General features: G+C 46.5%; 11 protein-coding genes. 10 read left to right on the forward strand and 1 reads right to left on the reverse strand.

The window, feature by feature from the left end; translation table 11 throughout:
- Positions 1 to 82: 82 nt before the first annotated feature.
- The 9 genes from J2T19_RS08485 (at position 83) to J2T19_RS08525 (ending at position 10683) form a co-directional block, all read left to right on the forward strand.
- On the forward strand, positions 83 to 625 hold the full coding sequence (locus J2T19_RS08485) for a MarR family winged helix-turn-helix transcriptional regulator (RefSeq protein ID WP_307214701.1): 543 nt from the start codon (positions 83 to 85) through the stop codon (positions 623 to 625).
- 86 nt (positions 626 to 711) lie between these two features.
- Entirely contained in the window at positions 712 to 2202 is a 1491-nt protein-coding gene (locus J2T19_RS08490; RefSeq protein WP_307214703.1) for an aryl-sulfate sulfotransferase, read from the forward strand.
- Between the two features lie 53 nt (positions 2203 to 2255).
- A complete protein-coding gene (locus J2T19_RS08495) occupies positions 2256 to 3233 on the forward strand; it encodes an ABC transporter substrate-binding protein (RefSeq protein ID WP_307214705.1) in 978 nt (325 codons plus the stop codon).
- A 27-nt stretch (positions 3234 to 3260) separates the two neighbouring features.
- On the forward strand, positions 3261 to 4037 hold the full coding sequence (locus tag J2T19_RS08500; RefSeq protein WP_307214707.1) for an ABC transporter ATP-binding protein: 777 nt from the start codon (positions 3261 to 3263) through the stop codon (positions 4035 to 4037).
- 12 nt (positions 4038 to 4049) lie between these two features.
- Entirely contained in the window at positions 4050 to 4826 is a 777-nt protein-coding gene (locus J2T19_RS08505; RefSeq protein WP_239290234.1) for an ABC transporter permease, read from the forward strand.
- A gap of 298 nt (positions 4827 to 5124) precedes the next feature.
- Positions 5125 to 6540 carry a deoxyguanosinetriphosphate triphosphohydrolase family protein gene (locus tag J2T19_RS08510; RefSeq protein ID WP_307214710.1) on the forward strand — a complete coding sequence of 472 codons (1416 nt, stop codon included), beginning with the start codon at positions 5125 to 5127 and terminating at the stop codon, positions 6538 to 6540.
- A 40-nt stretch (positions 6541 to 6580) separates the two neighbouring features.
- Positions 6581 to 7585, forward strand: coding sequence for an MsnO8 family LLM class oxidoreductase (locus J2T19_RS08515; RefSeq protein ID WP_307214712.1), 1005 nt, complete (start codon positions 6581 to 6583; stop codon positions 7583 to 7585).
- Positions 7586 to 7917: 332 nt separating this feature from the next.
- Positions 7918 to 9630 carry a methyl-accepting chemotaxis protein gene (locus tag J2T19_RS08520; protein WP_307214714.1) on the forward strand — a complete coding sequence of 571 codons (1713 nt, stop codon included), beginning with the start codon at positions 7918 to 7920 and terminating at the stop codon, positions 9628 to 9630.
- A gap of 66 nt (positions 9631 to 9696) precedes the next feature.
- Positions 9697 to 10683: a TRM11 family SAM-dependent methyltransferase gene (locus J2T19_RS08525; protein ID WP_307214716.1), complete on the forward strand. Its 987-nt coding sequence runs from the start codon at positions 9697 to 9699 to the stop codon at positions 10681 to 10683.
- A 172-nt stretch (positions 10684 to 10855) separates the two neighbouring features.
- On the opposite strand, the gene J2T19_RS08530 is transcribed toward J2T19_RS08525, so the two are convergent.
- Positions 10856 to 11812, reverse strand: a complete 957-nt coding sequence (locus J2T19_RS08530) for a D-2-hydroxyacid dehydrogenase (RefSeq protein WP_307214718.1) — start codon at positions 11810 to 11812, stop codon at positions 10856 to 10858.
- A gap of 223 nt (positions 11813 to 12035) precedes the next feature.
- Between J2T19_RS08530 and thpR the strand changes: the two genes are divergently transcribed.
- Entirely contained in the window at positions 12036 to 12656 is a 621-nt protein-coding gene (gene thpR, locus J2T19_RS08535) for an RNA 2',3'-cyclic phosphodiesterase (RefSeq protein WP_307214720.1), read from the forward strand.
- The last annotated feature ends 8 nt before the right edge of the window (positions 12657 to 12664 follow it).

Raw genomic sequence — 12664 nt, forward strand, 5'->3', positions numbered from 1 at the left:
CCGTGGGGAAGGTGTGCCGGAGCCTTTTTTTATTGCCTCCACACGAGGAATGAGGCCGAGTTCACAGAAGGGAAGGCTGCTAATGGATAAAGAAACATGGGAGCAACTAACGATCGTAGATGACCTATACCGCAAAATGGTACGTAGATTTGTGAAAGAGCGGGATCGCGTTAGCGTAGAGGGTGTGACGTTACCTGCCATGCTCATTCTACAAAAGATCATTCGCGATGGTGAGCAGCGACTTGGCGATCTGGCAGAACAGATGGATTTTACCTCAGGTGCAATCACTGCACTGAGTGACAAGTTGGAAAGCGCCGGGTATACGGTACGCCGCCGTAAGGAGGATGACCGCCGCACGGTATTGTTGGATATTACCGCCAAAGGGCGGGAGATGGTAGCACGCAACAACAACATTGGGGATCGATGTATTACGCTTCTGTTTCAAGGGTTCACGGTAGAGGAGCTGGAACAGCAGAGCCGTTTCTATGAACGGATATTTGCCAATCTTGAGGGATTCTCCGAAACATTGCTGGGGCTGGCAGAACAGAATGTGGAGGCTCCATTACCTGTGGATCAGGAACAGAAGCCAGTACGAAGCAGCGAAAAAAAATACTTGAGTTATTGAATGAATTGCATAATTCATTAACTTGAATTTTTGTAACTGGAGATAGATTCTTTATTCTACTTAGTACACAAAAGGAGCGAATTACGATGGGACACTCAACAATTTACCCGACAGGGGCAACGGTATTTCAACCAGACAAAGCATGGAGTGGGTATACAATCTTTCAGGCAGGGGATGAAGGTGTTGTTCTGATCGACATGAACGGCAGAGAAGTGCGTCTGTGGCAAGGATTGATCGGTTTTCCGGCCAAATTATTCCCCGGTGGCTACGTGCTTGGAAGCACTGGACGCAGAGATCCCAAGTTTGGTATTCAGGATAATCTCGATCTGGTTCAGGTGGATTGGGACGGTAATATCGTCTGGAGATACGACGGATATGAACATATTGAAGACCCTGGTTATGAGCCGCTCTGGTATGCAAGACAGCATCATGACTATCAGCGAGAAGGTAATCCAGTGGGGTATTATGCACCAGGGTTGGTACCGAAGATCGGTAGTGGTACCACACTCATTCTGTCTCACAAAAACGTCAATAATCCGAACATATCGGATAAGCCGTTGCTAGATGATACGATCCTCGAAGTGGATTGGCAGGGCAATATCATATGGGAATGGGCGGCAAACGAGCATTTCGAGGAACTAGGCTTCGACGAAGCGGCACGCAATGTGTTATTCCGTGATCCCAACTCTCGGTCCTTTGGTCATCTGGGAGGGGGCGTGGGAGACTGGCTGCATATCAACTCTGCTTCGTATGTCGGGCCAAACCGCTTCTATGATGCCGGGGACGAACGTTTCCATCCGGATAATATTATCTGGGATGCACGCGAAGCCAATATTATTGCAATTACAGACAAACGAACAGGTAACATCGTCTGGCAGCTCGGGCCAGATTACTCCCGACCAGAAGTGAAGCATATTGGATGGATTATCGGTCAGCACCATGCCCATATTATCCCGAAAGGGCTGCCTGGTGAAGGTAACCTGCTGGTGTTCGACAACGGCGGATGGGCTGGATATGGTCTGCCGAATCCTGCTTCTCCGATTGGGCTGAAATCAGCGGTGCGTGATCATTCCCGGGTATTGGAGATTGATCCTGTCACGTTGGAGATCATCTGGCAGTATACACCAGCAGAAGCAGGCTTTTCGGTACCAACGGATTCATACAAATTCTATAGTCCATATATCAGCTCGGCTCAGCGGCTTGCGAACGGTAATACACTTATCACGGAAGGGTCGAACGGACGTCTGTTCGAGGTCACGCGTGAGCATGAACTCGTTTGGGAATACATCTCGCCGTATTGGAATGGTCGTAATACCAACATGGTGTATCGTTCTTACCGTGTTCCTTATAGCTGGGTGCCCCAGTTAGACAGACCGGAAGAAACGGCGATTGAGCCGATCAGTGTCGAGAACTATCGTGTCCCAGGAGCTGCTTCAAAAGGGGCTGAATCAGTCGTGAGTGTTACAGCAACACTACCATTCGTCGAAGAAGCCGCCTGCGTAACAACCTCACATGATTTGAAATCCAATAAGGGCGACCATACGAATGGGATAAACATTAATTATACGCAGGGGTGATTACCGTGAAAAGATCATTGATCCATTCATCCATAATACTTTTGGTTACGACTATGCTTATACTTTCCGGTTGTGTATCGGGAGAAGAGGGCGGGGCGCAGACCGGAAATGCCAGTGCCGAAGGGAAAAAAGTAAAAATTAGGATTGCGGATACGGCAAGCAATCCGACGTTTCGTGTTGGTATTGAGAAAGGATTCTTTGCGGAACAGGGCATTGACGCTGAGAGTATGATTTTCGGTACGCCTGCCGAAGGTGTGAACGCCTTGTTCATCAATCAGATCGATATCGCCTATGGTGCGGACTTCCCTGTATTAAACGCTCTTTCCAAAGGTGACTATTCCGTCATCGCTTCGGCTGGGCAAGCAACAGATTATGCCGCTGCGTCTTGGAAATTGTACGTAAGTAACGACATTCAAGCCGCTGCCGATCTAAAAGGGAAGAAAGTGAGTTTTTTGAGAGGCACCTTCATTCCCTATTTATGGGATGAGTATCTGAAGGAGAACGGAGTGGCACTGCAGGATGTAACGCAGGTGGGTCAGGGTTCTTTTGACGAGACATATATCGCACTGAAGCAAGGTGACCTAGACGCTGCCTGGGTTGTTGGCTCAGCATTGACTGACAAATTCGATGCGCTGGACAACGTGCATCAGCTATCGGATATGTCGAAAACCTCAGTGCGACTTGGCATGGGACTTGTTGCGAGCGATGCGTTCATATCGGAGAATCCTGAAATCATTGGCGGGTTCCTGAAGGCACTCAATCAAGCATCAGAGTATGCGCAGGCTCATCCAGAAGAAGTGGCTGACTTGCAGTACAAGTTAACGAAGCAGCCCAAAGAAGCGACGTTGAAGGATATCCCGATCAACCCTTGGGTTGTTGGTTTCACTCAAGCGGCCTTTGATAGCCTTGCCAAGCAAAAGCAATATATGGTCGATAATGGAATCATTCAGCAGGATTTTGATCTTGCAGGTAAATTGAAGTTGGAGCCGTTAAGTGAGGTGCTACCGGATCAGGTCACTTTTGGGAAGTAGATACATTAGTACAGAGGAGGGTCTTGCATGTCAACACCTGCGACGATATCGGCCATTGAGATCGAACAGCTTCGTAAAAGCTATAACGATGTGACGGCTGGAGATGTTCATTACATTATCAAAGATGTGAATTTGGTCATTAGGGGAGGAGAATTCTTTGTCTTGCTGGGGCCAAGTGGATGCGGCAAATCAACGTTGCTTAACATGATAGCAGGTTTTATTTCCAAATCAAGCGGACAATTGAAAGTCAATGCGAGTGAAATTGTGAAACCGGGTAAAGACCGCGCGATGGTGTTTCAACAGGCGGATTCTTCACTGTTTCCATGGTTAACTGTGAGGCAGAATGTGGAGTTTGGTCTGCGTATGGCGCATGTACCTAAGGCTGATCGGAAGGTGATCTCAGATCGGTTTATCGCGATGGTTGGTTTGAATGGTCACGAATCCAAATTCCCAAAGGAACTTTCGGGCGGCATGAAGCAACGTGTTCAGCTTGCGCGGGTGCTTGCCAACGATCCGGCCATCCTGTTAATGGATGAACCATTTGGAGCGCTCGACGCGATGACACGCAGGACGATGCAAAAGGAATTAGTCAATATCTGGCGTGAGACGAACAAAACGGTTATTTTCGTGACCCATGACATTCAGGAAGCGTTGCTGCTTGGTGAGCGAATTGGCATTATGTCAGTGGGGCCGTCCTCCAACATTACGGACATTTATGACGTAAATTTGCCTTACCCGCGCAATATTGCCTCCGAGGAACTAGGAGCCCTGTACGAGCAGATTGGCAGCCATTTTGAGAAATAGGGAGTGGACGTTATGAAATGGTTGGAACGCAAATGGATCACAGTTCCAATATTATGGTTAGTGGTTATCGGTATTTGGCAGATAGGTGCGTTAATCTACGGATCGGATGTTGTTCCAGGGCCATGGGCAACCTTGCTGGGAGCCAAGGAGTTGATTGCTGATGGCACATTGGTGCAGTATATTGGTATCAGCTTTCAGCGCGTGCTCATTGGATGGGTACTTGGCAGCCTGATTGCTATTCCGATTGGTCTGTTGATCGGTCAGGTACATATCATCCGTGTGTTTGCAGAACCGTTCCTGAATTTTATCCGCTTCATTCCACCAATCGCGTTCATTACGTTGTTTCTGGTCTGGTTCGGAATCGGAGAACAGTCGAAGATTGCCCTGATTATGTACGCGACCTTTTTTATTGTAATTCTTAATACATTAACTGGTGTGCTTGCAGTGGAGGAAGATAAAATACGTTCAGCCCGTAGTATGGGAGCAAGCGAGTGGCAGATATTGCTGTACGTAGTTGTGCCAGCAACGACGCCGTACATTTTTACCGGAGTAAGGCTGGCTATGGGGACATCTTACATGGCAATCATCGGAGCGGAAATGATAGCTTCCAATGAAGGTGTCGGTTACTTGATCTGGAATTCCCGCTTATTCTTCCGCACAGACTGGATATTTGTCGGCTTAATCTGCCTGGGGTTCATGGGATTTACTACCGACAGAGTGTTCAACTGGTTTGGGCGCAAGGTGTTAGGTAGGTACGGTATATCCAATGCACCCGCGTGGAAAAGGTAAACTGGGAAAATTGGTATGAAGGAACGCATGAGCGATTCGCAAACGTAACATTTTGCGAGGTCGCTTTTTTCATTTATATGGACTCTTGTATGGACTCTATTTTGAGTGAAATGCCCCAATGTAGATGTTGAGAGGTTGCACGAACGATCATTGGTCAGGGTATAATGAGATAAAGAGGACTGACCATAACAAGTTGATGTGAGAAGATATAACAATGACAGATAGGTTTTGCTTTTCGAAACCGCTGATTATGTGTATAATCACTCAAAATAGAGACAGTCGGCTAGGAGTGATCAAGATGCAATGGAACGATCTGAGAGAACATAGACAATATCCTGAATTGACGAAGCTGGATGGGGCTCGCGCAGCCTATGAACGGGATTATTCGAGACTAATCCACTCACCAACTTTCCGTCGGTTACAAGGCAAATCCCAGGTGTTTGGGGCAGGGACAGGCGACTATTATCGTACACGTTTAACGCATTCACTAGAGGTAGCACAGATTGCAAGAGAGGCAGCGAGAAGTCTGCTTCGCCGTTTTCCCGAGGTGGATTGGGATCAAGCAGATAACGCTGGGCTTATTATCGATTCAGAAGTGGTGGAATGTGCAGCGATTGCACATGATTTTGGCCATCCACCGTTTGGACATAAAGGGGAAGAGGTGTTAGACGGTATTCTGGATGATCTCATCAACACCGAGTTGAAGAAGATCATGAAGAAGAGTCGCAGCGCGAAGACACCTAGACCGGAAGCGGAAGTTCGTGCCGAACTGAAGCGTAAATATGAACATTTTGAGGGCAATGCGCATAACTTCCGTCTCATCATGTATTTGGAGAAACGGGAGGATATCGACGGACTTAATCTGTCTGATGCAGTACTGCTGGGGATTAATAAATACCCTTATCCGGGGACAGAGAGCAAGAAGGGCATGTACCACCACGAGTGGCAGTATATTCGCGAGATTCGTGATCGTTGGAACATCCCGTCGGGCAAGAAGACGCTTGAAGCACAGCTAATGGATCTGTGTGACGATATTGCCTACTCGGCGCATGATCTAGAGGATGGTATCAAAGCAGGCAAAATTGAAGTGCATGAGCATTTCCTGCAAGACCCTCATATCAATCGACTTATCGTCGATAAAATTACGACGCTTGAGGACCTGTTCTGGAACGGTTGGACACGCGAAGCTATTGGGCAAAAGGTAGAAGAGGTACTTGCTTCATTCCTGCGTGTATGGAATGAGAAAATGCCATTCTGTGAGCATGATTACTCACGGACTCGCCGTGAGGTCAAGGCGTACTGGGTAAGTTTGTTTGTAGGTAGTTTAGGCGTAATTGACGACGGGAACTGGAAGAAGGTTACGTTTGTTCGAGAAGGCAAGGAAGATCTCGATATGCTGCGCACGGTGAGTGTGCTGAAAAGCTTCGCTTGGGTGACCATGATTCGTGACCTGCGAGTGCAACGGCTGCAAAAGCGTAGTGAATGGATGATTAAACGCCTATGGGATGCCTTCCTAGATCCAGAGACATCCAAATCGATTATCCCGTCGGACTGGCTGCAACGGTATGAGAAGGATCAGGCGAAGTCGAATCCGATCTGGACGTGGGAGCATATGGTGATTGATTATATTGCTGGTATGACGGATGCTTTTGCTGAGAAAATCTATAACGAACTGTATGGCTTAAAGGTTGGTTCCATTTACGATCTCGACTAGAGATACAGGTTGTTTCATAAAAGTATACAAGGACAGGGAGATGAGACGCTTGGATATTCGGACAAATCCTCCAACCCATCTGGGCGTGCTTGACTTAGTTCCAAGGCTTGGCGGCGTGTCAGCAGAGCAGGCATTACAGCAAGCGGTAACGCTCGCTCAACATGCCGAAGAATGGGGATATTTACGGTACTGGACTTCAGAACATCATGATATGGAAGAACTCGCTTCGGCATCTCCAGAGGTGCTTCTTGCTCATATCGGAGCGAGAACCTCCTCGATTCGGCTAGGATCGGGTGCAGTGCTTCTGCCGCATTACAGCGCACTTAAGGTAGCTGAGTCGTTCCGATTACTTGCATCACTTTATCCTAGGCGGATTGAATTGGGTCTGGGAAGGGCGCCTGGTGGTGGGCCTCATGCCACGATGGCGCTGAGTGGTAACTATCTACAGCATGTATCCCAGCTGCCTGATAAGCTGGAAGCACTCACTGCACTCCTCGAGGATCGGTATACCTATGAGGAACATAAGGTACAAGCACGACCTATTCCAGAGCATCCATTATCAGTATGGATGCTGGGTACGAATGTAAAGAGTGCTGAGTTTGCTGCTCGTTTTGGTATGGGATATGTATTTGGCCAATTCATGAGTGAGGCGGATGGAACGGAGGCTGTGCGGCGATACCGGGAAGGTTTTGTTCCTAGTGCGCATCGAACCGAGCCAGAAGTGATGGTGGCTTTGAGTGTTCTATGTGCGGAAGATGAGGAGCGAGCGCGAAACTGGAGTCGTCAGATGGAAGAGCGGCGCAGAGCGAGCGCGGCAGGTGATCCTTCACAGAGTAACGGTGATGAGAGTACTTCTAATGCAGATGGGGAGCCATCGGATCGGCATATTGCCGGAACCCCCGAGCAGGTGTGGGAGCAGATGGACCAAGTCGGCGCACGGTTGCGTACGAATCAATTGCTAATCGTGACGGCAGGCCCTGATTATGAACGAAGACTTGAATCTTACAAACTTCTCGCCGAATATCAGAGAAGGCTCAATCTCTAAATAGATAGAAAGAGCTGCAGTTCACGAATGTTGGTGTGCTGCAGTTTTTTCTATGATTTTATAGGTAGAAAGGTTTGGGAATTAGGCTTATACTTCATGAAGATGAAAATATGTCACAGATCCTATGCGGCGTTCACAAGATTTTACAAAACAAAGTATCTTAATAACAAAAGAATGTTATAATACTTTACGTCTGTTTTGTCACAGATATAATATAGAAAAGGATATTTTGCAAGATGCCAAAAGAAGGTTGATTAGCAGACAAAAGTCCTAAAAATCCATTATTTTGAACAAGCACTAATAAGCCAAATCCGGCATGAGGGGGAAATCGTATGTTCAGCAGATTCAAGATCAAGAGTATTGGTCTGCGTATCAGCATCGCGTTCTATCTGTTAATCCTCTGTTTAATTCTTCTGAGCGTGACCATCATCACTCGAATGAATTCGATGGAAACCAACACAAACGAAATAACGGGTAACTGGATGCCCTCCATTCAGCAGATTAATCGAATCAATTATACGACAGAGCATATTTTGTCGCTGAGCTACCGTCATTTCGATGCACAAGCAGCAGACAAGGCGGGACTAGCGGAAGAGCGGACTCAGTATATTCGTGAAACGGCTCAGGCTATAAAGATATATGATCAGCAGCAAAAAGCTCCAGAGGAGAAGGAACATTGGGATGCCTTCAAATCCAAGTGGGAAGCCTATCTCAAAATCAATACTCAATCTATCAAGCTCAGCGATGAAGGGCAAGAACAGCTCGCGAAGGAAGTATCGGAGAAGGGTGCAGATTCGTTTGATGCTATGCAGGTTGATCTCGATTACTTGGTGGAATACAACCAAAATCAATCTGACATATCTGCGGCTCAAACTATTCGTTCCGTGCAGGATGGTCGTATGATTATCATTATTGGTGTTCTGATCATGATCGTGATTACAGTGATTACCATTCCGATTATCCGTTCCCAGGTCGTTAAACCGCTGCTTCGCGTGATTAGTGCCGTGAAGTTGATTGCCGAAGGGCAATTGAATGTTCAGGACATACATACGAAACATCAGGATGAAGTCGGCGTTCTGGCTAAGGCGGTCAATGACATGAAAGGTAACCTGACTTCAATGGTGCTGAATGTAAGACGTGTTGCAGAGGCAGTGAACCGTCAGAGCAGTGAACTAGCGATTTCCTCGGAAGAGGTTAAGATCGGTAGTAGTCAAATTGCACTCACCATGGAAGAGTCAGCGAAGGCGGCAGAGAGTCAAGCGGAAACGGCAGTGCAGTCTGCGCGTACGGTTGAGGAATTGAATGAGCACATTCAGCAGCATACAGAACAAGGGAAACAGCTGCGTATCATGTCGGATCTTGTATTAGAACAAGGACTGAATGGACGCAAGGCGATGGAAGAGTCAGTTCAACAAATGAAGCAAATCGCAAGTTCTGTCTCGATCTCAATGGATAAAATGGAACAGTTAGATCGCAAGAATGAGGATATTACGAAGCTCGTACAAGTGATCCATGATATCGCGCGTCAGACGAACCTGCTTGCATTGAATGCCTCGATAGAGGCAGCCCGTGCCGGAGAGAGTGGTAGAGGATTTGCGGTCGTAGCCGCTGAGGTTCGCAAATTATCGGAGGCTGTACAGACGTCGGTAGAAGAGATTACAACGATTACCCAAGATATTCAGCAGGACTCCCAAGGAGTTGTCTCTGAATTGAGGACTGGCGTTCAAGAGACTGAACGTGGACAGGAGCAAGTCCTGCAAACGGGAAGTGTGTTTAAGAATATCAATGAGTCGGTTGAGGGCATGGTTCAGGTGATTGGTACGATGACGGATGGGCTAGAAGGCATGCAGGAAGCAAGTGGACGCATGAATGACTTCAGTCAACAGATCTCGGCTGTATCGGAACAATCTGCGGCGAGTGTTGAGGAAGTATCGGCATCAGCAGAAGAGCAAGTTAGCTCGATGGAAACGATTAGTGGCAGTATTCAGAATCTGAAGGAGTTGTCCGATGATCTGCTTACTTCCATTGAGAAATTAAAAATATAGACCTTCTTCTAGGTAGGAATAAGTGGGATTGTTGAACTCGCATTTATAATAGAAGAAACATGAAGGATGGCTACTGTTTTGAACGAATCCAATTGTAAATTTTCCGCAAAAGGAAGTTATCTGTACACCTTTGCTTGCCACGAGAATGAACGTGAGTTATGTATGCTTGAACTGGAAGTTCTGCTGCGTCACGCTTCAGAAATTCATTCGATCTCTGGGGCATATGTTAGATCGGATATCGACATTCCACCTGGAAGAAGTCCATTTATTCGCGGCAGATTAGAAGTGAGTGCTGAGGCAGACTCCATTAGTGAGCTACTGCCATTTGCTTCAGAGATCCAGCTACTGCCGGAGGAGACGTTCAAGGTCGTTTGTCTGAAAGAAGGAGACGATCGGCCAGACTACGAATCTGCTCGCAAGCTGGAGAGACAAGTCGGGATGTGCATTCAGGGTAAAGCGCAGATGAAGGGACCGAAAGTGACTTTCGGCCTAATCCATGCTGGTGGAAAATGGATCTTGGGGCGGTGGACAGAAGCAGATCGTTCCTGGCAGAATCGCCGCAACAAACCGCAAAATTATTCAACTGGATTCGGTGTAACTCTGGCTAGATCACTTGTAAATATTGCGGTTCCAGAAATTCAGGGTCATCGATTGCTTGATCCATGCTGCGGAATGGGAACAGTTGTTATTGAGGCGATGTCCATGGGGATTGAGACTAGAGGCAATGATCTGAATCCTCTCGCAGTGCAAGGTGCTCGTGTTAATCTTCCGGCTTACGGATATGACGCGGCATGTATAACTTTAGGTGACATGAATGATTTGCAAGGTACTTATGATGCAGCCATTTTGGACATGCCTTATAATCTATGCTCTGTTCTTCCAGATGATGAGCAACGAGCGATGCTCACAAGTCTACGGCGATTGACTGGACGAGCGGTAGTCGTCTCTACCGAATGGGTGGAGAACCACTTATTAACTGCAGGCTGGAAGGTGACACACTACTGCAAGATAAGTAAAGGTACGTTTATACGACATATCTGGTTATGCACATAAGCTCGGGTGCTACTGGAAACTATTACAGTTGCTGATATTAAATTTCTTTAAAGATAATGTAAAATAAAGTAAAATTATAGAAAATGAAAACCTCCAATCCTGGAAAAGTATGTATTCCGGAGTGGAGGTTTTCTGTTATTTGTACAATTATGCATAGAAATGATTGGATGATTTAATACTGATGATCATAATCTACTGGATTACGAGGGAGGGATTTGCCAGCAAGGTAGGCCTCTAAATTTTCTAGGAAAATATCGAGTGCGCGATCCTTGTATGCTTCTGTGCTCCCTGCAATATGCGGTGTAATTAATACATTGTCCATTCCCCACAGAGGATGTTCTGAAGGGAGTGGTTCCTCCTCAAATACATCCAGACCGGCAAAGGCGAGGTGACCGCTATTTAGAGCATCTAGAAGCGCATCGGTTTTCACACTAGGACCTCGTCCCACATTGATGAAGCAGGCACCTGGTTTAAATTGTGCGAAGGCAGCCTCGTTATAGAGATGCTTCGTCTCATCCGTCAGTGGCAGAATGTTAATGACATAGTCACCTTGCCCTAAGGCTTCATGTAAACCGGACATGTCATACATCCGATCAACATTAGGAACATCCTTACCGGAGCGACGCACACCAATGACGTTCATGCCTAACGCTTTGAGAATTCGAGCTGTTTCACTACCGATCTCTCCTACACCAGCAATGACAGCTGTTTTTCCATGTAATTCAGGCAGAGGCTGATCAGGTGCTTTCCACTCACGTTGCTGTTGGTATAGCATCGCTTGTCTCAACCAACGACTGTGAGATAACATCATGCCCAAAATAATTTCTGTAATTGGAATGGAGTGGACTCCATTTGCACTGGTTACTTGAATTTGCTGTTGTTTCAGATCAGAGAATGGCAGGTTATCGACACCGGCAGACCAGACCTGAATCCACTTCAAGGAGCCTTGTTTCTTGAGTACATGTTCTGTAATGAGAGGAGACCAGCCAAGAATGATTTCAGCTTCTTGTAGCTCTGCCTTGTCCATGTCTTTGGCTTTGCCAACGTTCAAGGTATAACCAGGTGCAGCGTCCAAAATTCGTTGTTGCTGTTCCTCAGACAGTGCTGGAAAACATACAATTTTACCCATGATATGTAACCTCCTAAGTTTTATTCACTTGTAACATCAAGTGTAGCAGATTTGAAGTTGATGTGCAGAAAGAGCAAGTGGGTAGGTGGCTACCTCTAAGGCATTCTGGCATCGAATTCGTCAGTGCAACATTTTTTAGTTGGATATATATATTTATTTACCCAACTTGAAACAATAGGTATGACTGTGAAATAATAAAACGAACTTTAGAGGGGTGTATCCGATGAACTATCGTAACCATAATGATTCGCATGTTAATCACCATTCGCAACAAGAAAGGCTGTTTACAGCCATTCGCCTTCCTGATTCCATTCAGGAAACGCTGCAAATGGATGCAAGGCTTGCGCAAAGCAAACTCGATTTTCGCAAGTGGACTCATCACAAAGATTATCATATCACTTTGCAATTTCTGGGAGATACACTTGTAAGTAATATGGGCCATCTTCGGAAGGCGCTTCGTGAAGTCAGTGCAGAAGTTCAATCCTTTTCGTTGCAAATTACCGATTGGGGTACATTCGGACTGGAGCAGACGCCAAAAGTGTTGTGGAGAGGTGTTAGCGGAGAAATGGATCGTTTGAATCTGTTGCAGAAGCGAATTGTAGAAGCGACATCAGAGCTGGGATATAAAGCGGAGTTGAGACCCTACCGACCTCATATTACAATCGCTAGAAAGTTCCTGGGAGTTGTCCCTGGAAATGAAAATAAAGGAATTATTGAGGTGCTTCCAGAACATTCTACTGGAACACTTTCATGGAATGTGGAGGATTTTGTGCTTTATGTGACGAGGCTTGGCCGTAGCCCGATGTATGAGATTGTGGAGACGTTTTCTTTTTCCGGAAAATGATTTATATC

The sequence above is a fragment of the Paenibacillus tundrae genome (genome assembly GCF_030812775.1).
Taxonomy (GTDB): domain Bacteria; phylum Bacillota; class Bacilli; order Paenibacillales; family Paenibacillaceae; genus Paenibacillus; species Paenibacillus tundrae_A.

What these genes read in the sequence shown, in the direction of transcription:
- J2T19_RS08505 (WP_239290234.1), top strand. Translation starts at nt 4,050, where the DNA reads ATGAAATGGTTGGAACGCAAATGGATCACAGTTCCAATATTATGGTTA.
- J2T19_RS08495 (WP_307214705.1), top strand. Translation starts at nt 2,256, where the DNA reads ATGCTTATACTTTCCGGTTGTGTATCGGGAGAAGAGGGCGGGGCGCAG.
- J2T19_RS08530 (WP_307214718.1), bottom strand. Translation starts at nt 11,812, where the DNA reads ATGGGTAAAATTGTATGTTTTCCAGCACTGTCTGAGGAACAGCAACAA.
- J2T19_RS08485 (WP_307214701.1), top strand. Translation starts at nt 83, where the DNA reads ATGGATAAAGAAACATGGGAGCAACTAACGATCGTAGATGACCTATAC.
- J2T19_RS08490 (WP_307214703.1), top strand. Translation starts at nt 712, where the DNA reads ATGGGACACTCAACAATTTACCCGACAGGGGCAACGGTATTTCAACCA.
- J2T19_RS08525 (WP_307214716.1), top strand. Translation starts at nt 9,697, where the DNA reads ATGGCTACTGTTTTGAACGAATCCAATTGTAAATTTTCCGCAAAAGGA.
- thpR (WP_307214720.1), top strand. Translation starts at nt 12,036, where the DNA reads ATGAACTATCGTAACCATAATGATTCGCATGTTAATCACCATTCGCAA.
- J2T19_RS08515 (WP_307214712.1), top strand. Translation starts at nt 6,581, where the DNA reads ATGAGACGCTTGGATATTCGGACAAATCCTCCAACCCATCTGGGCGTG.
- J2T19_RS08500 (WP_307214707.1), top strand. Translation starts at nt 3,261, where the DNA reads ATGTCAACACCTGCGACGATATCGGCCATTGAGATCGAACAGCTTCGT.
- J2T19_RS08520 (WP_307214714.1), top strand. Translation starts at nt 7,918, where the DNA reads ATGTTCAGCAGATTCAAGATCAAGAGTATTGGTCTGCGTATCAGCATC.
- J2T19_RS08510 (WP_307214710.1), top strand. Translation starts at nt 5,125, where the DNA reads ATGCAATGGAACGATCTGAGAGAACATAGACAATATCCTGAATTGACG.